Raw genomic sequence first — 21,434 nt, forward strand, 5'->3', positions numbered from 1 at the left:
AAGGCCCCCGCACTATAGCGGAGGCCTCTGTGTTACGAAAGGGTACGGCCTTTACTTCACCGTGATGCGGCCATCCGTGTAGGGCGTGTAGGGCGCATTGGCGATCAGATACTCGGCCAGAACATCGGCCAGATCGGGGCCGTAGTCATAGGCGTTGTTTGCATCTTCGAACATCGAATAGCCGTCACCGCCATTACGCACGTAGTTGTTGGTCGCGGCGAGATAGACACGATCCATCTCCAGAGGCTCGCCGCCGACCATCACGTCGGAAATGCGGCTGCCGACTTCCGCCGACGGATCAACCGTGTAGGACATGCCCGCGACCTGCGCGAAACGACCTGCAACGTCTTCCATCTGAGACGCGCCGTTTTCAAGTGCAGCCAGAAGAGTCTCACCCGTCACCTCGAATGTGGCCAGCGTGTTTTGGAAGGGCAGAACGGTGATGATGTCGCCCATGCTCACCTGACCAGCAGGGATAGAGGCGCGCAGGCCACCGCCGTTCTGGATCACAACTTCCACACCCTGATCCTTGGTGCGATCAAGGATAGCGTCCGAAACAAGCGTGCCCATCTGACATTCCTGCAAGCGGCAGCTCTCGCGCGTGCCGTCGATATCGGCAGCGGCTTCGGCAACGATCTGGGACTTCATGTCTTCGATCGGGCCCGCAAGCTCGGCCACACGGGCCTTAACCTCGGCATCTTCCTCAACGGAGGCGTCGAGCAGAATGGTGTCACCCGTAGCGGAGGTGACATTGCCCTCGTCGTCGAACACCAGCGTCAGGTGGCCGACGTATTTGGAGAAGGCATAGGCCTGCACCACGGGCACTCCATCGACCATGGTGGGATAGGCGTAGGGCGCACCCTCTTCGTTGGAGAACAGTGTGTGGGAGTGACCGCCGACGACCGCGTCCAGACCATCCACGGCACCCGCGATTGCCATGTCCTTGTTCGCGCCGACGTGATTGAGAGCGATGATCTTGTTCACACCTTCGGCCGTCAGCGCATCAACATCATGCTGGAGGTTCTCGATCTCGTCGGAGAAAATCACCGCATCGGACGGGCTGGAGGTCTCGGGCGTATCGACGGCAAGCGCGGAGACAATGCCGACCTTTTCGCCGTTCACGTCGAGCACGACAGTATCTTTGAGCTTGCCCGCGAGGAGGTTCGATTGAGACACATCGAGGTTGCCCGAAAGGACGGGGAACTCGGCATTGTCCAGCAGCTTGAGAAGACCCTCGTCGCCGTCATCGAACTCGTGGTTGCCAACGGCCATCGCGTCGAAACCGATCTTGTTCATGAACTCGATTTCAGCATCGCCCTTATAGGTCGTGTACATCAGCGAGCCTTGATACTGGTCGCCAGCATCCAGAACGATGACGTTTTCGCCATCAAGTTCGTCGCGCAGCTGGTTGATCATGGTGATCACGCGCGCAACACCGCCGAAGCACTCACCCGCGACGTTGTCCTCTTCCGAACAGGTCGAGTCATATTTGCTGATCGGCTCTAGACGGCTGTGCAGGTCGTTGATGTGGATGACGTGGAGCGTGTAATCCGCCGAAGCCGCGCCTGCGAGCGCGGACAAAGCGACGGAGGTTGCGAGAATATTCTTGAGCATGATTGCCCCCCTGATTGTGTTTCTACAGTGATGCTGCAAATCTTTTACCGCGAAGTCAAAGATTCCGCACAACCCATGCCCTATCTTCGCAACGTAACGCTCATTTGACGGGCATTTCGTCACCCTTCACCTTCCCGCTTGACGCAGAGGGACGCGGGAGGCATCACAAGTCCATGCTAATTTACAAGATATTTCGTGCCGACGAATGGGCGGCCTTCGAGGCAGCGGGCGAAACCGTCGGCGCCCCTGTTGATGTCACCGATGGTTACATCCATTTCTCCACCGCCGAACACGCGCGCGCAACTGCGGCGAAATGGTTTGCGGGGGAAGATGGCCTGTTTCTTTTAGGGTGCCGCACCAACGCAATGGGCGACGACCTGAAATGGGAGCCCGCGCGCGGTGGTGTGCTTTTCCCCCACCTTTACCGTCCGCTTCGCATTACGGATGTAGCGTGGTGCAAACCCCTGCCACTCGTTGAAGGCTCCCATGAGTTTCCGGAGGAGATGGCATGAGTCTGACCGAAAAAATCGGCCTTACGGCCTTGCGTCGCATTGATCCCGAGAAGGCACACCGCCTCGCGCTCAACGCCCTTCGTGCAGGCCTCGCCCCCCTTCCCGGCCCGATCACATCACCACGCCTGAAAACCACGTTGGCGGGACTTGAGATGCCCAACCCCGTGGGGCTTGCCGCGGGGTTTGACAAGAATGCCGAGGCGGTCACGCAACTCTCCCGCGCGGGTTTCGGCTTCATCGAACTGGGTGCAGCAACCCCGCGCCCTCAACCTGGAAACCCCAAACCGCGCCTATTCCGCCTGACCGAAGATGCCGCCGTGATCAACCGTTTCGGGTTCAACAACGACGGGATGGAGGTGATCGGCACGCGGCTTGCACGCTGTCGCAAGACCCCACATCGCAGCGCGATTCCTGTTGGTCTCAACCTCGGCGCCAACAAAGACAGCGACGACCGCGCGGCCGATTTCGCCAAGGTGCTGGCCCATTGCGGAAACTTTATCGACTTCGCGACGGTCAATGTCTCCTCGCCCAACACCGAGAAGCTGCGCGACCTGCAAGGGCCCGAAGCGCTTGAAGCGCTGCTTGCAGGGGTTTTGGACGCACGCAAAGGATTGGAGCGCGCCGTTCCCGTGTTCCTCAAAATTGCCCCCGATCTCGACAGTGCCGAGATCGACGAGATTGCGGAAGTGGCACGCAAGTCGGGGATCGACGCGGTGATCGCCACCAACACCACACTCGACCGCGAAGGTTTGAAAAGTGCACATCGGGACGAAAAAGGCGGTCTTTCGGGTAAACCTTTGTTCGAAAAGTCCACACGCGTACTCGCACGTCTGTCCCGCACACTTGGCCACGATGTTCCGTTGATCGGTGTCGGCGGGATCGATTCCCCGCTTTCGGCCTACGCCAAGATCCGCGCGGGGGCCTGCGCGATCCAGCTTTATTCTGCGATGGTGTATCACGGGCTGTCGCTCGCCCCCCAAATCGCCAAAGGTCTCGACGACCTCTTGCAAGCGGACGGCTTCTCCTCGGTGACGGAAGCGGTCGGAACAAAACGCGGCGACTGGCTCTAGGCGCGGGCGGCGCGGTCCGCCTCGCGTTCCAGCGAGGGGTATCTCATCGCCAAGGTCACGCCGCGCGTGACATAGCTGATCAGGAGCGCGGCCCATAGGCCGTGATTGCCCATGATCGGGATAAGCGCCGTGGTCGCCGCAAAATAGACCACCACCGAGACCATCATCATATTGCGCATGTCGCGAGTGCGGGTCGCGCCGATAAACACGCCATCAAGCATCCACGCTGCCACCCCTGCAATCGGTGCGGCCACCATCCAAGGCAAGAAACGGCGCGCTTCGGCACGCACGTCCTCGGCGGTGGTCATGGTGTCGATCACCAACCCGCCCGCCAAGGCAAAAAAGACCGCCATTCCGATCACAACCACAACTCCCCAAAACGACGCCAGCAACGCCCCCCGCCGCAGCGCGCCTTTCGAGCGCGCCCCAAGGGCGGAACCGACGATAGCTTCGGCAGCAAAGGCGAACCCGTCGAGTGCAAAGGAAGTGATTGAGATGAAGAGCATCAGGATCTGGTTAGCGGCAAGAGGCACATCGCCAAATCCCGCACCATAGAAGGCGAAGGCCACGGTCATCGACAGAAGCAGGATCGAGCGGATCATGATGTCGGTGTTGACCTTCGCCATGTGGATAAGCCGCGCGCGGTCGAGAACACGCACCCACGCGCGCCATTCAGGACGACCAAAGGCGTCGCGACACAGGTAGAGCCCAAGCCCCGCGCTCGTCACCTCGGCAATCAGCGTCGCCGCGGCAACACCCTGCACACCCCAGCCGAGGCCAAGGACGAACCACACATCAAGCACGATATTGAGACCGTTCATCCACAGTTGAAGCACCAGAACGCCGCGCGTCCGCTCCAACCCGATCAGCCATCCGGTCATCCCGAAAATCGCAATCGCAAAGGGCGCCGACCAGACTCGAATGCCGATATAGGCTCGCGCGAGGGATTCGACCTCCGCGCTCGCGGGTGCGATTTTGAAGGACATCCACAGGATCGGCACCTGAAGTGCGATCACGCCCAGTCCGCCAATCAGCGCGATCATCATGGCACGGGTGAAATAGGCCGAGACCTCCGCCCCCTCACCCGCCCCACGCGCTTGTGCGACGAGGCCCGTGGTGCCCATCCGCAGAAAACCGAAAATCCAGTAGACGGACGCGAGGATCACCGCCCCGATTCCGACCGCGCCAATCGGTGCGGCTTCGCCGATCTGACCGACAACGCCCGTATCAACGGCACCAAGGATCGGCACGGTGGCATTGGACAGCACGATCGGCAACGCAATCGCAAGCACCCGCTTATGGCTCAAAGCGGGTGGTGGCGGAACGTCAGCGGGCGCGTCAACCATCGCGGCGCGGCATCAGGAAGTGGCAAACGGCTTGAGCAATGGGCCGCGCAGGATCGTCCTGCCAAACCTCCGAGTGAACGGTAGCAAAACGCCGCCCTGCCCGCGACACCCTGCCAGCGCCAAACACATCTTCGGGCCGCCCCGAGCGCATGTAGTCTACGGTCAGGTCGATAATCTTCGGCGCGACGGGGCATCCGTGCGGAGACAGGGGCGCGGTTTCGTCGGGCCAGATGCGCTCCCACGACAGGTGCATAAGCGCGGTCATTTCGAGGAACGCGGCAATCGCCCCGCCGTGCAAAGCGGGCAACATCGGGTTGCCGATCAGATCGGCATGATAGGGCATCCGCGCCGACAGCTCTGATCCTTCGCGGGCAAAGACGAACCCCATACGGCTCAGATAAGGCACCTTGTGGGTCATAATCGCCAGCGCGTGATCGCGGCGGGCGGCAACCTCGGGTGTTTCCTCCACTTGGGATTGAGGGGCTTGCTGGCTCATTTCGCGCGCTCCACGGTAAAGGCTCCAGTTGCCGTGGCAACGGGCGTGTCGGACGTGCCGTCATGCGCAGTCGCGCGGATGAAGGCCACCGAGCGTGTCATATGGTAGCAGGTCGCATGCGCGGTAATGGTCGCATCGACCGCCGCCGAACGCATGTAGTCGATCCGAAGATCAAGCGTTGCCGTGGCATAGCCTGCCTTGGGATGGCTCATGACCGCCGCCCCTGCGCAAGTGTCCATCAGCGCCGAGATCGCACCACCATGAATCACACCCGTATCGGGATCACCGATGAGTTCAGGCGAATAAGGCATAGTGATCTCGGCCTCTCCGTCCCCGACTTCGGTCAGTCTCATGCCAAGCACCCGCGCGTGCGGGATCGCCTCAATAAACTGGCGGGCGCGTTTGGTGGTGTCTTCGCTTGTGGTGTTCATAGGGATACCGCAATCGCTAATTCATCTCTGCGATTTATTGGGGCTTGCACCCGTCGGCGCAACCGCAAACTTCGCAAGTGCGACTCATGTGCAGTAGTGTCGGCAACAAAACGTGACGTAGAAACGCGTGAGGACGTGCCATGCGAGCGGACTGCGCCGCTTCGCCGCACGGCACGGTTTCGCGCATCCCGATGGCAGCTACGCACTCTCCCGCCACCGCGCTGATGTCGCATATAGTAGAGGCCAGAACGATCTTCACAGCGGTTCCCGCCTTGATCTTTACCCATTCAGTTTACTATGGTTTTCCAGACTTGCCGAACCGCCCAAACCGTAGCGGCTCGGCATCCACAAGGAGACCGGACATGGCGGAAGACCGTCTCACCTTCAAAGAGATGTGCACAAAATTCGAAGTGACGCCGCGCACCCTGCGGTACTACGAATACATCGAATTGCTCGCGCCCGAAAAAGAAGGCCGCTCGCGTTTCTACACCCCGCGTGAAGTGGCACGGATGAAACTGATCTTGCGGGGGCGCCGCTATGGATTCTCGCTGGAAGAAATCCGTCAGTGGCTCGAAATTTACGAGGAAAAGGGCACGGACGTTCAGACGCGCGCCTTTATCGAACTGGCTGATCGTCAGTTGAAGGAACTCAAGAAACAGCGCGACGACCTCGAAGGCGCTATCGCCGAGCTTCAGGAATTGCGCGACGAGGTTGATCCCTCCACCTGAGCGCAGCGACGTAACGTTCTTCTCCATATTCGAGGTGAAGACCCGCCCTCGGCGGCGTGAAAACCTCTTCACTCAAAGCACCCGACTCCCTCTGTTTTCCTGCAGCGGAAAAGCGGATTTTCCCTGTCCATACAGGAATTTCGGAGCATCTAGCCAAATCACTTGCGAAGCGAGTGTGGTAAGAATATTTCTCGTTACACCGCATAAACACTGCGGAAATGTTGTGGGTTGAGAAGTGACGCCACGTTTCGATTTTTTCGAACGGCGTCAGCCTTGTAAGATGGGCGCGAGACGATCACTTCGCGTCAATCGAGTGAGCGGCGTCCCGTGAGGGGTGCGTCAGGTCGGCGACCGGAGTGATGAGATAGTGACCAAAGAGGTAATGACAATTCGCGAAATGTGCGATGCGTTCGATGTGACGCCGCGCACCCTGCGCTTCTACGAGGCAAAAGAGCTTCTGTTTCCGATCCGCGAGGGCCAGAAACGACTGTTCACACGCCGCGACCGCGCACGGCTGGTTTTGATCCTTAAGGGAAAGAAATTCGGGTTCGCTCTTGAGGAAATCCGCCAGTTGCTCGACCTCTATGCGGAGGATGGCACCGGCGTGAAGCAAATGAGCGAGACGCTCAAAGCCTACCGTCGCCGCCTTGCGGAGATGCAGGTACAGAAAGACGAGCTTGTTCGTGTGATGGATGAGCTCGAAGCAGAGATAGCGTGGACCGAGGAACAACTCGGATCACAAGGTTCCTGAGGGGCGCCACAATCGCGCGTCCCTCCGCAAATTGAGAGGGAGGACGCCATGCCCAGCTACACCGCACCCACCAAGGACATTCAGTTCGTTTTGCATGATCTGCTCGGAGTTTCGAATTCCGACACGCCAGGCTACGACGAGTTGGAACCCGAATTCACCGAAGCCATTTTGGAGGCTGCGGGTCAGCTTGCCTCCGAAGTTCTGGCACCGCTCAACACAGTGGGCGACAAACAGGGCTGTCGGCTCGAAAACGGCGTGGTCCACACGCCCGAAGGGTTCAAGGATGCCTTCGAACAGGTGAAAGAAGGCGGCTGGACTGGCCTCGACCTTCCCGAAGAATTCGGCGGTCAGGGCATGCCCTACGTTCTTGGCACCGCCGTTGGCGAGTTGTTCTCCAGCGCGAACCAAGCCTTCACCATGTATCAGGGCCTGACCCACGGTGCGGCCTCCGCGATCCTCGTGCACGGCACGGATGAGCAGAAGGCCACCTACCTGCCGAAGATGGTCTCCTGCGAGTGGACGGGCACCATGAACCTGACCGAGCCGCATTGCGGCACGGATCTGGGTCTGATGCGCACCAAGGCAGAGCCTCAGGATAACGGCACCTACAAGATCACTGGCCAGAAGATTTTCATCTCGGCGGGCGATCATGACATGTCCGAAAACGTCATCCACCTTGTGCTGGCCAAAATCCCAGGCGGCCCCGACGGGATCAAGGGCGTGTCGCTCTTCATCGTGCCGAAATACAAGGTGAACGAAGACGGCTCCGTGGGCGAGGCCAACGGCGTCTCTGTCGGCTCCATCGAGGAGAAGATGGGCATCCACGGCAACTCAACCTGCGTGATGAACTACGACGGCGCGGAGGGTGTCCTGCTTGGCGAGATGCACAAAGGTATGCGTGCGATGTTCACCATGATGAACGAGGCTCGTCTGGGCGTCGGGATGCAGGGCATGGCACAGGCCGAGGCGGCCTATCAAAACGCGGTGATCTACGCCAAGGACCGCCTGCAAGGTCGCGCGGTCACAGGCCCCGCGAACCCTGACGGCCCCGCCGATCCGCTCATCGTCCACCCCGACATCCGCCGCAACCTGATGGATCAGAAGAGCTTCATCGAGGGCGCACGTGCCTTCATGCTCTGGGGCGCATCGCTCATCGACGCGGGCCACCGTGCGGGCGACAAGGATGCCGAAGGGCTCGTGTCCCTCATGACCCCCGTGATCAAGGGCTTCCTCACCGACAAGGGCTACGAGGCCACGGTCAACGCACAGCAAGTTTACGGCGGCCACGGCTACATCGAAGAATGGGGCATGTCGCAATTCACGCGCGATGCGCGGATTGCCATGATCTACGAAGGCGCGAACGGCGTTCAGGCGCTCGACCTCGTGGGCCGCAAACTGGCGCTCGACAGCGGCAAATACGTCATGGCCTTCTTCGATATGGTCAAGAGCTTCTGCAAAGAGAACGGCGAGGGCGATCTGGCTGAGTTCACCGAACCGCTCAAGGCCGCGTCGAAAGACCTGCAAGCGGCGGGGATGTTCTTCATGCAAAACGGCATGAAAAACCCCAATGCGGCACTGGCTGGCTCGTATGACTTCATGCATCTGTTCGGCTACACCTGCCTCGGTCTAATGTGGGCGCGCATGGCAAAAGCCTCGCTCGCCGCGCTTGAAAACGGCACAGACGACGAAGCCTTCCACCAGACAAAACTGGCGACCGCGCGCTTCTACATGGCCCGCCAGTTGCCGATGACCTCGACCCTGCTCAAACGTATCGAGAGCGGTGCCGATCCTGTCATGGCCTTGGACGCCGAAAACTTCTAAACTGGGTCTGACCCAAGACATGAGGCCCCTGCCCTTGGCGGGGGCTTTTTTTATACGCCCATGCGGCGAAATGACGGAGCGTAACCATGCCCAAACGGTTCAGAATGACGCGGCGTTTTCCTGTTTCCATGACCGAAGATGGCTATCGTCGTCTCAGGAAATTCGCACGGGAGAGCGAGTTGGAGGAGGGAGAGGCGCTGTCTTTCCTGTTCGAGAACTTTTCTTCCGTCACCGATGCAGAAAACCTCGGGCACAGGCTGAAGTTGTTCCGTGCCGATCTGGAGAAACGCAAGAAATGACAACGCGCGCATCCCTGCTTCACACGAGCCGCAATTTTGCGGCGGGGTGCCGTATATTCTTGCGTCGGACAAAAGCAGAGGCCACCGCGCGCACTCCGAAAGCGGCCTTCTCGGCCCACGGGTGCACCCGCGTATCTCGCACGCTTCATGATGACATTGTCATAACGCTGCGTAAAAGTGGCAGCGGTTTCTTGGAAAAACCACGCAAATCCCCACATTTGATGGGACGTGCTACGCAGGGGAGGTTTGCGGTATGACGATCAAACTCTACGGATTTGGCGAGAGCGGCCACTCGTATAAGGTGGCGCTGTTTCTGGAATTGGCGGGGCTCGACTGGGAGCTGGAATCCGTCGACTTCTTCAACGGTGAAGCCCGCAGCCCTGCGTTCAAGGAGATCAACCCGATGGGCGAATGCCCTGTCCTGATCGACGGGGATCTGACGCTCACACAATCGGGGGTGATCCTCGATCATCTTTCTAAGAAGACGGGGAAGCTCGCCCCCGCCGACGAGAAAGAGGCACGCGAAGTGCTGCGCTGGACGCTGTGGGACAACCACAAACTGTCGTCGCAAGCGGGCACGGCACGATTTTTGATGAACTTCCTGCCCGAGGACAAACGCCCGCAGGAGGTCATCGCCTTCATTCAGGGACGCCTCAAGGCGGCGTTGACAATCCTCGACGCGGAGCTGGCCACACGCCAATGGATCGCGGGCGGCAATGGGCCGACCACGGCAGACCTGTCGTGCTGCTCCTACCTGTTTTACCCCGAACCGTTCGGGTTCACCCGCTCGGACTGGCCAAACATCAACCGCTGGCTTTCGGACATCGAAAGCCTCAGCGGCTGGAAACACCCTTATGACGTGATGCCCCCCGCATTTCCTGCGGCGGGTTGAGGAGGACCATTATGACCGAAGCCTATATCTATGACACCGTGCGAAGCCCGCGCGGCAAAGGCCGCAAGGATGGCGCGCTACACGAGATCACCTCGGTGCGTCTTTCGGCACAAATGCTCGACGCTATCAAGGATCGCAACGGCCTTGAAGGACACGCGGTCGAGGATGTGATCTGGGGCAACGTGACCCCCATCGGTGAGCAGGGCGCTTGCCTCGCGCGTACCGCAGTTCTGGCCTCGGGGCTGGACGAGAGCATCCCCGGCTTGGCGATCAACCGCTTCTGTGCTTCGGGCATGGAAGCAGTGAACCTTGCCGCCAACCAAGTGAAGGGCGGTGCGGGCATGGCCTACATCGCAGGCGGCGTGGAAATGATGGGCCGCGTGCCGATGGGCTCCGATGGCGCCGCCATTGCCGCCGACCCCTCGCTGGCCATGTCGACCTACTTCGTGCCGCAAGGCATCTCCGCCGACATCATCGCGACCCAATACGGCTTCTCCCGCGAAGACGCGGATGCGCTCGCCGTGGAAAGCCAGAAACGCGCCGCCGCCGCTTGGGAAGCGGACCGTTTTGCGAAATCTGTCGTTCCCGTGAAAGACCAGAACGGCCTGACACTTCTGGATCGCGACGAATACATGCGCCCCGGCACAGACATGCAGTCGCTCGGCGCGCTCAAGGCGTCTTTCAAAGAGATGGGTGAGACAATGCCTGGCTTCGATGCCGTGGCGCTGATGAAATACCCGCACCTTGAGAAGATCGAGCACATCCACCACGCAGGCAACTCCTCTGGCATCGTCGATGGTGCTGCGGGCGTGCTGATCGGCAACAAGGAGTTTGGCGAGAAATACGGTCTCAAACCGCGCGCGCGCATCCGCGCCACGGCCAAGATCGGAACGGACCCGACCATCATGCTCACTGGCCCCGTGCCCGTGACCGAGAAAATCCTTGCCGACAGCGGTATGAGCATTTCCGACATCGACCTGTTCGAAGTCAACGAAGCCTTCGCCGCGGTCGTTCTGCGCTTCATGCAGGCCTTCGACGTGGATAGCGACAAGGTCAACGTCAACGGCGGCGCGATTGCCATGGGCCACCCGCTTGGCGCAACAGGCGCAATCATCATCGGCACGCTGCTCGACGAGCTGGAGCGCACGGGCAAAGGCACGGGCCTTGCTACTCTGTGCATCGCCAGCGGCATGGGCGCCGCGACAATCATCGAGAGGCTGTAACACCCAAGAGGGTCATATGGACAAGGACGGTTTTCAAGGCATGGTGGACCGAATGGCGCGTGCATACGCGGACGGTGACTTTGCCAGTTATCTGGACTGCTTTGGACTGCCCCTGACGATCGTCGCTCCTAGTGGCACGATCCATATGACCCGCGAGGACGATGTGCGCGAGATGTTCGAACTCTACTCCGACGGGCTGAAGCAACTGGCCGTCACGAACACGATCCGCATCGTCACCCAATTCGACGACTGTCTCGACGGAACCTATCTGGCCACCGTCGAGACCCACTTCTTCAGCGGCAACCACCGCGTTGCCGAACCGCACCGTTCCGCATTTCTGGCCAAGGCCACGCAGGACGGACCGCGCATCATATCCATTATGGGGACGCGAAACCCGCAAGAGGCCGTCGCGATAGCACCCACTCAAAGGGAGACCTGACATGACCGATTTCACATTGACCAAAGACGCCGATGGCGTCGGGATCATCACATGGGACGTGCCGGAGAAATCCATGAACGTCCTGTCGCTGGAGGGGATCGCCGAACTAGAAGCCTGTTTCGACGAGGCTCTGGCTGACGAGTCGATCAAAGGCATCGTCATCACCTCCGCCAAACCCGATTTCGCGGGCGGCATGGACCTCAACATCATTGCTAAGATGAAGGACGACGCGGGCGACAACCCCGCACAGGGCCTGATGGACGGACTGATGCGGATGCACGGCATCCTGCGCAAAATCGAACGCGCTGGCATGGATCCGAAAACCAACAAAGGTGGCAAGCCTGTCGCCGCCGCGCTGCCTGGCACGGCGCTTGGCATCGGATTGGAACTACCGCTGGCAACCCACCGTATCTTCGCCGCCGACAATCCCAAAGCCAAGATCGGCCTTCCCGAGATCAAGGTCGGCATATTCCCCGGCATGGGCGGCACAACCCGCGTCTCCCGTCTCGTCGGCGCCATGGCCGCCGCACCCATCCTGCTTGAAGGCAAGATGCTTGACCCCAAAAAGGCGAAGATGAGCCAGCTTGTCCATGAGGTCGTCCCCGCCGACGAACTTCTGGCCAAGGCGAAAGAATGGGTTCTGAACGCCAAGGACGCCGACATCGTTAAACCATGGGACCAAAAGGGTTGGAAAATGCCTGGCGGCGCGCCCTACCACCCCGCAGGCTTCATGACCTTTGTCGGGGCCTCGGCGATGGTCAACGGCAACACCAAGGGCGTCTATCCTGCCGCCAAAGCGCTGCTCTCGGCAGTCTACGAGGGCGCTCAGGTTCCCTTCGACACCGCGCTCAAAATCGAGGCTCGCTGGTTCACCCATGTGCTTTTGAACCCATCCTCATCGGCCATGATCCGTTCGCTCTTCATCAACAAGGAAGCTCTTGAAAAAGGCGCTAACCGTCCCTCCGTTGATGACCAGAAGGTCAAAAAGGTCGGCGTGCTCGGCGCAGGCATGATGGGCGCAGGCATTGCCTATGTCTCCGCCAAGGCGGGTATCGAAGTTGTGCTCATTGACCAGAAACAAGAAGCGGCCGACAAAGGCAAAGCCTACTCCGAAGCCATTCTCGACAAGGGTATTTCGCGCAAGAAAGTCACCCCCGAGAAGAAAGACGAGGTTCTCGGCCGCATCACCGCGACTACCGATCTCGACGCGCTTAAGGGCTGCGACCTGATCGTTGAGGCCGTATTCGAAGACGTCGGTGTGAAAGCGGAAATGACCAAGAAGGTCGAGGCCATCGTGGGTGAGGATTGCATCTTCGCCACCAACACTTCGACCCTTCCGATCACCGAACTGGCGAAGGCCAGCGCGCGCCCCGAACAGTTCATCGGCATCCACTTCTTCTCCCCCGTGGACAAGATGCTGTTGGTGGAAATCATCAAGGGCAAGGAAACGGGCGACGTCGCCGTGGCCAAGGCTCTCGACTATGTGCGCCAGATCCGCAAGACACCGATCGTGGTGAACGATGCGCGTTTCTTCTACGCCAACCGCTGCATCCTCCCCTACATCAACGAAGGGCTGCGCATGGCCGCTGAGGGAGTGGAATTGCCGCTCATTGAGAATGCTGCAAAACTTCTGGGCTTCCCGCTCGGACCGCTTCAGCTGATCGACGAGACCTCAATCGATCTCGGTGTAAAAATCGCTAAAGCCACCAAGGCGGCCATGGGCGATGCCTACCCCGACGAGGCCGTGGACGAAATTGTGTTCTGGATGTTCGATCAGGGACGTCTGGGCAGGAAAGCGGGGGCTGGCTTCTACGAATACGACGAGAAGGGAAAACGCGGGCTTCTTTGGAAGGGTTTCACGGACGAATTCCCCACTTCCGAAGTCCAACCCGATCTCGACGAAGTGCAGCATCGCCTGATGATGGCGCAGGTTCTGGAAGCGGTGCGCGCGCTTGAAGACGGCGTTCTGACGGACATCCGCGAAGGCGACGTGGGCGCGATCCTTGGCTGGGGCTTTGCACCTTGGTCGGGCGGCCCCTTCTCGTGGCTCGACATCATCGGCGCGGTGAAAGCGGTCGAGATTTGTGACCAGCTTACCGCAACGCATGGGCCTCGCTTCGAGACCCCGAAACTTCTGCGCGAATTGGCTGAGAGTGGCGAGACCTTCTACGGTCGCTTCGGCACGGGCACGGACGCGAAAGCGGCCTGACCTCAAAGCACCTGAAATGGAAACGCCCGCGCAAGACCTGCGCGGGCGTTTTTGATTCCAAGTGATTCAATTAGAGTATCAGGCGGCGCAAAAGTCCCGCTCAACTTGCTCCCACGCGCTGTCCAGTTGCGCCTCATCGCGCATCGCGGCGACAAAGCGGAGCGCCTGATCAGGCGACAGAACCTCGTAACCAGGAGTGTAGCTTTCCGCCGCTGCGTCCAGCAAATCAACGCTCTCGGCTGCAGGACAGAAGAACAACGCGCCGACATTCCCGAAAACGACCTGTTCGCTGTCGAAATAGATGGAGATGACCTCGAACACCTCGGCGTCCGCATCTGGCGCGATCCCTTTGAAACCTGTGAGCGCATGGGCGGGGACGAGGGTGAAGGGATCGCCGAACATCGCCTCGCCAAGATCGCTTTCCACCATCACGGGCTGATCGGGGAGCAAGAGCATGGCCTCGCGGTTTCCCAAGGCTCCTGCGGGAACGTGAAGGGGCACATCCGTGGCGCGACGACCAACCTCGACAAAGCGGCGTTCAACGCGGCGCACTGTCTGAAGGCCATCGTCGAAGGTCAGAACCTTGTCACCCTCCTGAACCGCCTCGACAATACGCCAGCCAATCGCCGTGGCAACCTGCGTTCCCGCAACCAGACCCGCCGTGAACACTGGCGTCGCCCCTTCGATCAATCCGCGGCGTTCCCACGCCCGCGTCAGACCTTCGGCATTGCGGACTGGCTCCCTTTGGAAAAACTGTCCCAATTTCATATCGACATCCCCCTCAGATGTTCCAATACAGCGCGAGGTGGCAATCTCGCGGTCAACTGGGACACAACCAACAGGGTAGCGACCCAACGCGCTGACAGGATGAGAAAACAAGGCGTGAAAGGTCACAGTTTGCCGCAATTCAGGCACGATTGGGGCACCATTCCAGTTTCGCGGATAATGTCGCCTATTTCATGCCATTGTTCCCAGAACAGATGGTGATTCACGCGATTTCAGGACTTTCAACACGAATTTTCTTGGGGTTTCTGGCATTTTTCTTCTGGAATTGTGCCCAAAATCGGGACGAAACGGCCCGTTCAGGCGTCTCCTGACGCTGCGTCGTTAACCGAAATGCCCCATTTCAAACGCAATCGAGCGGAGTGATTCCTCCAAATGCGGCGAAGCGCGCAGACGCCTCTTTCTTCGCGCCATTATCCCTTTGGAATTGTCGCGCGCCGCGCTTTTGTTTAAGTTGGGCGCAATCAAACAAAGAGCAGGCCGCGCATGACTGCGCTCACCGAATACGACCGATTGGAAGCCTCCGCGCTTTGGCGGGCAGCGGGCGAAAGCCAGCGCCGTGAAGTTGTCGTGTCTATCGGAGATGCAACGCTCACGATTTCCAACCTTGCCGATCAACCGTTGTCGCATTGGTCCCTGCCCGCCATCGAGCGAATCAATGGCACCAACGAGCGCACCGCGATCTATGCCCCCGCCTCAGACACCGACGAGCGACTTGAGGTTGAAGATGAAACCTTCATCGCGGCTATCGAGCGTATCCAGCACGCGCTGGAACGCGGACGTGCGCGGCCTGGCCGTTTGCGTAACGTGATTTTCGGCGGCATCGCCGTGACCTGTGCCGCGCTTGCGATTTTCTGGCTGCCTGACGCCCTGATCCGTCAAGCCACCACCATTGTGCCCAACGTGACCCGCGTCGAGATCGGCGAGCAACTCCTTGATCGAATGCAACGTCTGTCAGGAATGCCGTGCAGTTCTCCCCGCGGCAACGCCGCGCTCGCCCGCCTCAACACCCGTCTCAGGCCAGATACGGACGGGCGCCTCGTTGTGGTCGAAAGTGGCGTGCCTGTGACGCAGCACCTGCCTGGAGGGATCATCCTGCTCAACCGCGCGGTTGTCGAAGACTATGACGATCCCGCCGTCACAGCTGGCTTTGTTCTCGACGAGATGGACCGCGCCGCGACCGAAGACCCTTTAGTGCGGCTCTTGCAAGGGTCAGGGCTGATCGCGACCCTGCGCCTGCTGACGACGGGCAAGATCGACGCCGAAACGCTGGATGCCCACACAGAGATCCTGCTGACCCAAACTCCGCCAGAAACCCCGCCAAGCGCCACGCTTATTGAGCGCTTCGTCGCGGCGGAGGTGGCCATGTCGCCCTATGCCTACGCGCTGGATGTGACGGGGCAAACCACCCTGCCGTTGATCGAGGCGGATGCTGTTCTGGGTGAGAAACGCACCGTTCTAAGCGACGGGGACTGGCTGGCGTTGCAAGGTATCTGCGGCAACTGATCGCGCGCACTTTTACCGACATGGCAAAAGAAGAACCCCCCGCCGCATGCGGGGGGCGCTTTCTGCCTCGATAACTTCGCGTATCGTTATTTGCGCGCGAAAGCGTCGGCGTAACCCGCCGCCTTCACAGACCCTAGCGCGCTCAGGGTTTGCTGTGGCGAGGCAAAGGGCCCCGCCAGAACAATCTTGATGGTCTTGCCGCCACGCGATGTGACTTGCGAGGAGACAGGAAGACCGAGACCAGACAGTCGGGCGACAACGCCATTGGCATTCGCGGGGTCGCCAAAAGCACCCACCTGAACGTAGCGCAAACCCGCCTGTGCGGGCACGGGTGTCGTTGCTACCGCGTTGCCCCTCGTCGAAAGGTTGAGGTTAGACGTCGCGGAGGCGGCCACATCGCGGGCGGGTGTTTCCTGCGTCCAGACCTGTGCCTGTTGCAGATCCCCCCGCGCGGTTTGCGGGCCACGGTTCGGGTTGAGCCGCCCGTCATCCCATGCCGCCTTGTATCCCTCGGGGATTTTCACCTCTACGGGCTTGGGTAGTGTATAGCCTTGCGCGGCAGCGACACGGGCCACTTGCGATCTGTTCTCTTGAGCCGCCACAGCGCGGGCCTGCTTCTTGATCACATATTCAGACGGATGCACCGCCTGCGGCCCACAACGTACGGCGAGGCGGCTGTCGGTCTGCATATATTGCGCGGCGTTGCCCGAGAGGTTTGCACAGGTGGTCGCAGGTTGTGGCGTGGCAGCAGCCATCATCGATGCAGCGGCGATGGTCGGCTTGACCACGGGCGCAGGCACGGGTTTTGGCGCAGGCGCGGCCACGGGAATACGCACCAGCGTGGGCTCCTGCGTGGTTATCCGTTCGCCCTCAGCCGTGCGCACGGTCACACCCGCAGGCAGACGCTTGAGAATGTAATCGGCGGGATGCTCGGATTGCGGACCGCAGCGCACAGCCAACCCGTCATGTGTCGCGGTACAACCTGGCGCGCCAACGGTCTTTCCCGCCAAGGCCTCTGCCGCAGGAATCGCCGCGGGCTTGGGCGCAGCGGATTTGGTCGTGGCGGCAACCTGCACTGGCGTCGCACTCGGCTGTGTAGCTACTGGCGCGGCGGGCTTGGTCGCGGCAGCGGCCACGGTCTTGGCTACAGGTGCTGGGGTCGATGTCGGTTTCGGGTCGGCAATCACGGGTGCAGTCGCACCTGCCACCTGCGTCGGCTTGAACCCGCAAAGCACCTTGCGGCTCCGCGTAACGCGCGGCACCCAATTTACCGTATCGCCATAGCCTGCGCGCACATAGACGCAGCCCTTGCTGTCAACATACTGCGACCCTTTGAACGACGCAGGAGGAAACTCCGCAGGCTCTTCGGCGCCGCGCAGAGATTGCGCGGCAACGCCACCAACGGACAAGACAGCTAGAACAGCGGCAAGAGAAATAGTTTTGGATAGCAGCATCATGTGGCCCCCCACAAAATATTGTAGGGAGCCTACATCACACACCCCTTATTTGCAAAGAGCAAATCGCCTATTTGGTGCCGAACATCCGGTCGCCAGCATCCCCAAGTCCGGGCATGATATACCCCTTCTCGTTAAGGCGCTCATCCAGCGCGGCGGTAACGATGGGCACATCAGGGTGCGCTTTCTCCATGCGTGCCACCCCTTCGGGCGAAGCCAGAAGGCACAGGAAGCGGATATTCGTCGCGCCCGCTTCTTTCAACAGGTCAATCGCCGCCGCCGAGGAATTACCCGTCGCCAGCATCGGATCAACAGCGATCACGAGGCGATCATCCAAACTTTCAGGAACTTTGAAGTAATACTGCACAGGCTCCAGCGTTTCCTCATCGCGATAGAGGCCGACAAACCCGACACGCGCAGAGGGGATCAACTCCAGAACACCATCAAGCAACCCGTTGCCCGCACGCAGGATCGAGATCAGCGCCAGCTTCTTACCCGCCAGAACAGGCGCGTCCATTTCCACCAGCGGTGTCTCCACCTTGCGCGTCGTCATGTCCAACTCGCGCGTGACCTCATAGGCCAGAAGCTGCGATATCTCGCGCAGAAGCTGGCGAAAAACGGCAGTAGAAGTGTTCTTGTCGCGCATCAATGTGAGCTTGTGCTGGACAAGCGGGTGAGTGACGACGGTGAGATGATCTAGCATGAAAGCCCCCTATAGAAATGACCGACCCGGCCCCTTTGACGGCACGCCCAAATGGGCGGCCACCGAAGCAGCTACGTCGGTAAATGCCACCTGTCCGATAGCGCGCGCTCCGAGTCCGTGGCCCAGAACAGGCACCATTTCACGAGTGTGATCGGTGCCGAGCCACGTCGGATCGTTGCCATGATCGGCAGTGAAAATGATGAGATCGCCCTCACGGGCGCGTGCGTATAGACGCGGGATTTGCGCGTCGAACCATTCGAGGTGCCGCGCGTATCCCGCCACGTCGCGGCGGTGGCCATAGAGGCTGTCAAACTCGACGAAATTGGCGAATGTGAGGCTGCCCTCTTCAGCTTCATCCATCACGTCACACAGATGATCAAAGAGAGCCTCGTCCGTTCCCTTGCGCACCTCGTCGATGCCCTGCATGGAGAAAATGTCGCCGATCTTGCCGACCGCGTAGACCTTGCGCCCTGCTCCCTGCACCCAGTCACAAAGCGTAGGCTCAGGCGGCGCGATGGCGTAGTCGCGGCGATTGGACGTGCGGGTGAAGCCCTCCTCGACCGAACCGACGAAAGGACGCGCGATGACCCGCCCGACCTTCATCTCGTGCAGCGTAGGCGCAAGATCGACACAGAGCTTCAGCAGGCGTTCCAGCCCGAAATGCTCCTCATGTGCCGCGATCTGGAACACGCTGTCGGCAGAGGTGTAACAGATCGGCCGCCCCGTCTTGATATGCTCGGCCCCGTATTCCGCGATCACCTGCGTGCCCGAAGCATGGCAATTGGCAAGCGTCCCGTCCGCGCCGCAGAGCTTTGCCGCCTTCGCCATCAGGTCTTTGGGGAATGCGAGTTTCTCGTCGGGGAAATAGGTCCAGTCCCACGGCACAGGCACACCCGCCAATTCCCAATGCCCCGAGGGCGTGTCCTTGCCAGGCGAAATCTCAACGGCCGCACCATGGATGCCACTTGGCACTTCCACCGCAAGATTGGGAATTTCCATATCGGTTGCCTGCGCCATCGCGGCGCCAAGCCCGAGGCGACACAGGTTGGGCAGATGCAGCGGCCCCGACCGCCCCTCGTCTGCGGCACCCTGCGCACAGGCCTGCGCAATGTGGGCCAGCGTATTGGATCCGATGTCAGGCACATCACCGTTGAAGAACTTCTCCGCATCTGGCGCACCGCCGATGCCAACACTATCCATCACAACCAAAAATGCGCGGGTCATGGGCCGATCCTCTCATATACAAGCGGCGGTTCCTGCGGGGCATCCGCGCTGAAGTCCAGTGCGGCTCGGATTTCCGCCTCCGCACGATCCGCATCCTCGGGTGATTGGGCATGAATGGTTGCGATCAATTCGCCGCGCCCGAGGTAGTCGCCAATCATCGCAACATTGGACAGCCCCACAGCAGGGTGAATAGGGTCGCCTCCCTTGAGACGGCCGCCGCCCAAATGCACCACGCACATACCGAGCGCATGCCCATCCATCGCGGCGAGGTAGCCCGCACCCTGCGCCGAGACATCGCGCACCACAGGCGCCGACGGCAGGCGATCACGCCAATTGTCGACGAAATCGCGCGGGCCACCCATGGCACTCACCATCGCACCAAAACGTTCCGCCGCCGCACCGTTCTGCAAAACACCGCGCATGGCAAAGGCTGCCTGATCCGCGTCCTCGGCCATGCCTGCCAGCACCATCAACTCACCGCCTAGATCGCAGGTCAGATCGCACAGGTTGTTGTCGACCTCCCCGCTCGTCATCGCCTCCATCACGGCCATGACCTCCAGTGCATTGCCAAGGGAGGGACAAAGCGGCTGGTTCATGTCCGTGACAAGCGCCGAGGTCTTGCACCCCGCGCCATTGGCCACCGTCACCAGACTTTCGGCCAGTGCACGCGCATCCTCACGGGTTTGCATGAAAGCGCCAGAGCCGCATTTCACATCGAGAACGAGAGCCTCCAGACCTGCCGCCAGTTTCTTCGACAGGATAGATGCGGTGATGAGATCAATACTCTCCACCGTCCCTGTCACGTCGCGCACCGCATATAGCCGCTTATCGGCGGGGGCGATGGAACCCGTAGCGGAAACAATGGCAAAGCCCGTCTGACGCACGATGTCGCGGAACTTCTCTTCGCTGACTTCCGTTTTCAGGCCAGGAATGGCCTCCAACTTGTCGAGTGTTCCGCCTGTATGGCCGAGCCCGCGCCCGGACACCATCGGAACGAATCCGCCAAGAGCGGCGAGTGCGGGGGCGAGAAGGAGCGAGACACAATCCCCGATCCCGCCCGTTGAATGCTTGTCGATCGCTGGCGCAGGCGCGTCCCATGACAACACGTCACCACTGTCGCGCATCGCCAGTGTCAGCCCGACTTTCTCGGCGTCCGACATACCATTGAGAAGCGCGGCCATGGCAAAGGCACCCGCTTGTGCATCCGTCACCACGCCCGAGGCCAGCCCCATGGCAAACCACGGCAAGTCCTCATCCGAAAGGGTCTCGCGGTCGCGCAGCTTCTCGATGATCTGGCGGGCGTCCATGGCGGTCTCAGTCCATAAAATCGGTGGTAAACGCGCCAGGAAGAAGCTCGCCAACGGTCATGACCAGTTCCGCACCTGTGCGCGACACCATGGTCACAGACACATCCGGCGCGGCAAATTCACGTAGCTTCTGGCGACATCCACCACAGGGCGGCGTGGGATCATCGCTCGATCCGATCACAGCGACCTCGGCAATCTCGGTCTCCCCGGCCAGAACCATCGCCGCAATCGCCCCAGCCTCGGCACAGGTGCCTTCGGGATAGGCGGCATTCTCGACATTTACGCCCGTGTAGACTGCGCCCGATTTCGCTCGGATCGCCGCCCCCACATGGAAGTTCGAATAGGGCGCGTAGGCTTTGGGCTGGGCCTCTTTGGCCGCATCAATCAGCGACATCTGTGCGGATCTCCGTTGATGGTGAACTCTAATTTTTGACTCTTTGGTCGAGAGTGCGCCCTCGGAACACGGGATGCAAGCGCCATGGCGCGCCATGCGCGGTTTTTCCTCGTGAGAGGCTGCGAGCGGCGAATGTTTGCGCTAAACATTGCGCAAAATTGCGAGAAACACTTGCGTCTGACGGGTTTCGCGTCCTATTGGGCGGGTCACAAAGCCGCATTTGCGCGGCGCG

Annotated in this window: 21 protein-coding genes; 11 read left to right on the forward strand and 10 right to left on the reverse strand. The window is 60.3% G+C overall.

Annotated features, from left to right (window positions below):
- Positions 1-51 precede the first annotated feature (51 nt).
- Positions 52-1,614, reverse strand: coding sequence for a bifunctional metallophosphatase/5'-nucleotidase (locus tag ACN0SC_RS08880; protein WP_417249314.1), 1,563 nt, complete (start codon positions 1,612-1,614; stop codon positions 52-54).
- A 173-nt stretch (positions 1,615-1,787) separates the two neighbouring features.
- Between ACN0SC_RS08880 and ACN0SC_RS08885 the strand changes: the two genes are divergently transcribed.
- Complete coding sequence (locus ACN0SC_RS08885; protein ID WP_417249315.1) at positions 1,788-2,126, forward strand: DUF952 domain-containing protein; 339 nt, start codon at positions 1,788-1,790, stop codon at positions 2,124-2,126.
- Positions 2,123-3,196, forward strand: coding sequence for a quinone-dependent dihydroorotate dehydrogenase (locus ACN0SC_RS08890; protein ID WP_417249316.1), 1,074 nt, complete (start codon positions 2,123-2,125; stop codon positions 3,194-3,196). Before ACN0SC_RS08885 ends, ACN0SC_RS08890 begins: the two co-directional genes overlap by 4 nt.
- On the opposite strand, the gene ACN0SC_RS08895 is transcribed toward ACN0SC_RS08890, so the two are convergent.
- From ACN0SC_RS08895 to ACN0SC_RS08905, 3 genes are read right to left on the reverse strand one after another with little or no spacing between them, the layout of a single operon-like run.
- Complete coding sequence (locus ACN0SC_RS08895; protein ID WP_417249317.1) at positions 3,193-4,542, reverse strand: MATE family efflux transporter; 1,350 nt, start codon at positions 4,540-4,542, stop codon at positions 3,193-3,195. The two genes, ACN0SC_RS08890 and ACN0SC_RS08895, sit on opposite strands and share 4 nt — an antisense overlap.
- On the reverse strand, positions 4,535-5,038 hold the full coding sequence (locus tag ACN0SC_RS08900; RefSeq protein WP_417249318.1) for a PaaI family thioesterase: 504 nt from the start codon (positions 5,036-5,038) through the stop codon (positions 4,535-4,537). The genes ACN0SC_RS08895 and ACN0SC_RS08900 overlap by 8 nt, the downstream gene beginning before the upstream one ends.
- Positions 5,035-5,469, reverse strand: coding sequence for a PaaI family thioesterase (locus ACN0SC_RS08905; RefSeq protein WP_417249319.1), 435 nt, complete (start codon positions 5,467-5,469; stop codon positions 5,035-5,037). Before ACN0SC_RS08905 ends, ACN0SC_RS08900 begins: the two co-directional genes overlap by 4 nt.
- A gap of 362 nt (positions 5,470-5,831) precedes the next feature.
- Here ACN0SC_RS08905 and ACN0SC_RS08910 point away from each other — a divergent pair, with 362 nt between their 5' ends.
- The 8 genes from ACN0SC_RS08910 to ACN0SC_RS08945 all read left to right on the forward strand — a co-directional run bounded on the left by ACN0SC_RS08910 (position 5,832) and on the right by ACN0SC_RS08945 (position 13,831).
- Positions 5,832-6,197 carry a MerR family transcriptional regulator gene (locus ACN0SC_RS08910; protein ID WP_417249320.1) on the forward strand — a complete coding sequence of 122 codons (366 nt, stop codon included), beginning with the start codon at positions 5,832-5,834 and terminating at the stop codon, positions 6,195-6,197.
- A gap of 367 nt (positions 6,198-6,564) precedes the next feature.
- A complete protein-coding gene (locus tag ACN0SC_RS08915; protein ID WP_417249321.1) occupies positions 6,565-6,948 on the forward strand; it encodes a MerR family transcriptional regulator in 384 nt (127 codons plus the stop codon).
- A gap of 48 nt (positions 6,949-6,996) precedes the next feature.
- Positions 6,997-8,769: an acyl-CoA dehydrogenase C-terminal domain-containing protein gene (locus ACN0SC_RS08920; protein WP_417249322.1), complete on the forward strand. Its 1,773-nt coding sequence runs from the start codon at positions 6,997-6,999 to the stop codon at positions 8,767-8,769.
- Between the two features lie 86 nt (positions 8,770-8,855).
- Positions 8,856-9,068 (forward strand): hypothetical protein, encoded by a 213-nt coding sequence (locus tag ACN0SC_RS08925; protein ID WP_417249323.1) that lies wholly within the window; start codon positions 8,856-8,858, stop codon positions 9,066-9,068.
- A 253-nt stretch (positions 9,069-9,321) separates the two neighbouring features.
- The gene (locus ACN0SC_RS08930; RefSeq protein ID WP_417249324.1) at positions 9,322-9,960 is read left to right on the forward strand and encodes a glutathione S-transferase family protein; all 639 of its coding nucleotides are present in this window, start codon (positions 9,322-9,324) and stop codon (positions 9,958-9,960) included.
- A gap of 11 nt (positions 9,961-9,971) precedes the next feature.
- Complete coding sequence (locus tag ACN0SC_RS08935; protein ID WP_417249325.1) at positions 9,972-11,183, forward strand: acetyl-CoA C-acetyltransferase; 1,212 nt, start codon at positions 9,972-9,974, stop codon at positions 11,181-11,183.
- A 16-nt stretch (positions 11,184-11,199) separates the two neighbouring features.
- A complete protein-coding gene (locus tag ACN0SC_RS08940; RefSeq protein WP_417249326.1) occupies positions 11,200-11,622 on the forward strand; it encodes a hypothetical protein in 423 nt (140 codons plus the stop codon).
- A gap of 1 nt (position 11,623) precedes the next feature.
- The gene (locus tag ACN0SC_RS08945; RefSeq protein ID WP_417249327.1) at positions 11,624-13,831 is read left to right on the forward strand and encodes a 3-hydroxyacyl-CoA dehydrogenase NAD-binding domain-containing protein; all 2,208 of its coding nucleotides are present in this window, start codon (positions 11,624-11,626) and stop codon (positions 13,829-13,831) included.
- Positions 13,832-13,909: 78 nt separating this feature from the next.
- On the opposite strand, the gene ACN0SC_RS08950 is transcribed toward ACN0SC_RS08945, so the two are convergent.
- On the reverse strand, positions 13,910-14,599 hold the full coding sequence (locus ACN0SC_RS08950; protein ID WP_417249328.1) for a Hint domain-containing protein: 690 nt from the start codon (positions 14,597-14,599) through the stop codon (positions 13,910-13,912).
- Positions 14,600-15,100: 501 nt separating this feature from the next.
- Between ACN0SC_RS08950 and ACN0SC_RS08955 the strand changes: the two genes are divergently transcribed.
- A complete protein-coding gene (locus ACN0SC_RS08955) occupies positions 15,101-16,120 on the forward strand; it encodes a hypothetical protein (RefSeq protein ID WP_417249329.1) in 1,020 nt (339 codons plus the stop codon).
- A gap of 86 nt (positions 16,121-16,206) precedes the next feature.
- Here ACN0SC_RS08955 and ACN0SC_RS08960 read toward each other — a convergent pair whose 3' ends face one another.
- From ACN0SC_RS08960 to ACN0SC_RS08980, 5 genes are all read right to left on the reverse strand, one after another.
- On the reverse strand, positions 16,207-17,577 hold the full coding sequence (locus ACN0SC_RS08960) for an SPOR domain-containing protein (RefSeq protein ID WP_417249330.1): 1,371 nt from the start codon (positions 17,575-17,577) through the stop codon (positions 16,207-16,209).
- 67 nt (positions 17,578-17,644) lie between these two features.
- The gene (upp, locus tag ACN0SC_RS08965) at positions 17,645-18,277 is read right to left on the reverse strand and encodes a uracil phosphoribosyltransferase (RefSeq protein WP_417249331.1); all 633 of its coding nucleotides are present in this window, start codon (positions 18,275-18,277) and stop codon (positions 17,645-17,647) included.
- Positions 18,278-18,286: 9 nt separating this feature from the next.
- The gene (locus tag ACN0SC_RS08970) at positions 18,287-19,501 is read right to left on the reverse strand and encodes a phosphopentomutase (RefSeq protein ID WP_417249332.1); all 1,215 of its coding nucleotides are present in this window, start codon (positions 19,499-19,501) and stop codon (positions 18,287-18,289) included.
- On the reverse strand, positions 19,498-20,808 hold the full coding sequence (locus ACN0SC_RS08975; protein WP_417249333.1) for a thymidine phosphorylase: 1,311 nt from the start codon (positions 20,806-20,808) through the stop codon (positions 19,498-19,500). The genes ACN0SC_RS08970 and ACN0SC_RS08975 overlap by 4 nt, the downstream gene beginning before the upstream one ends.
- 7 nt (positions 20,809-20,815) lie before the next feature.
- Positions 20,816-21,298 (reverse strand): cytidine deaminase, encoded by a 483-nt coding sequence (locus ACN0SC_RS08980; protein WP_417249334.1) that lies wholly within the window; start codon positions 21,296-21,298, stop codon positions 20,816-20,818.
- Positions 21,299-21,434 lie beyond the last annotated feature (136 nt).

This window comes from Celeribacter sp. (assembly GCF_048261515.1).
Taxonomy (GTDB): Bacteria; Pseudomonadota; Alphaproteobacteria; order Rhodobacterales; family Rhodobacteraceae; genus Celeribacter.

Coding starts and splice junctions, on each gene's coding strand:
- ACN0SC_RS08935 (WP_417249325.1), top strand. CDS start 9,972: ATGACCGAAGCCTATATCTATGACACCGTGCGAAGCCCGCGCGGCAAA.
- ACN0SC_RS08920 (WP_417249322.1), top strand. CDS start 6,997: ATGCCCAGCTACACCGCACCCACCAAGGACATTCAGTTCGTTTTGCAT.
- ACN0SC_RS08960 (WP_417249330.1), bottom strand. CDS start 17,577: ATGATGCTGCTATCCAAAACTATTTCTCTTGCCGCTGTTCTAGCTGTC.
- ACN0SC_RS08970 (WP_417249332.1), bottom strand. CDS start 19,501: ATGACCCGCGCATTTTTGGTTGTGATGGATAGTGTTGGCATCGGCGGT.
- ACN0SC_RS08980 (WP_417249334.1), bottom strand. CDS start 21,298: ATGGCGCGCCATGGCGCTTGCATCCCGTGTTCCGAGGGCGCACTCTCG.
- ACN0SC_RS08885 (WP_417249315.1), top strand. CDS start 1,788: ATGCTAATTTACAAGATATTTCGTGCCGACGAATGGGCGGCCTTCGAG.
- ACN0SC_RS08975 (WP_417249333.1), bottom strand. CDS start 20,808: ATGGACGCCCGCCAGATCATCGAGAAGCTGCGCGACCGCGAGACCCTT.
- ACN0SC_RS08890 (WP_417249316.1), top strand. CDS start 2,123: ATGAGTCTGACCGAAAAAATCGGCCTTACGGCCTTGCGTCGCATTGAT.
- ACN0SC_RS08895 (WP_417249317.1), bottom strand. CDS start 4,542: ATGGTTGACGCGCCCGCTGACGTTCCGCCACCACCCGCTTTGAGCCAT.
- ACN0SC_RS08950 (WP_417249328.1), bottom strand. CDS start 14,599: ATGAAATTGGGACAGTTTTTCCAAAGGGAGCCAGTCCGCAATGCCGAA.
- ACN0SC_RS08930 (WP_417249324.1), top strand. CDS start 9,322: ATGACGATCAAACTCTACGGATTTGGCGAGAGCGGCCACTCGTATAAG.
- ACN0SC_RS08910 (WP_417249320.1), top strand. CDS start 5,832: ATGGCGGAAGACCGTCTCACCTTCAAAGAGATGTGCACAAAATTCGAA.
- ACN0SC_RS08905 (WP_417249319.1), bottom strand. CDS start 5,469: ATGAACACCACAAGCGAAGACACCACCAAACGCGCCCGCCAGTTTATT.
- ACN0SC_RS08955 (WP_417249329.1), top strand. CDS start 15,101: ATGACTGCGCTCACCGAATACGACCGATTGGAAGCCTCCGCGCTTTGG.
- ACN0SC_RS08940 (WP_417249326.1), top strand. CDS start 11,200: ATGGACAAGGACGGTTTTCAAGGCATGGTGGACCGAATGGCGCGTGCA.
- ACN0SC_RS08880 (WP_417249314.1), bottom strand. CDS start 1,614: ATGCTCAAGAATATTCTCGCAACCTCCGTCGCTTTGTCCGCGCTCGCA.
- ACN0SC_RS08925 (WP_417249323.1), top strand. CDS start 8,856: ATGCCCAAACGGTTCAGAATGACGCGGCGTTTTCCTGTTTCCATGACC.
- ACN0SC_RS08900 (WP_417249318.1), bottom strand. CDS start 5,038: ATGAGCCAGCAAGCCCCTCAATCCCAAGTGGAGGAAACACCCGAGGTT.
- upp (WP_417249331.1), bottom strand. CDS start 18,277: ATGCTAGATCATCTCACCGTCGTCACTCACCCGCTTGTCCAGCACAAG.
- ACN0SC_RS08945 (WP_417249327.1), top strand. CDS start 11,624: ATGACCGATTTCACATTGACCAAAGACGCCGATGGCGTCGGGATCATC.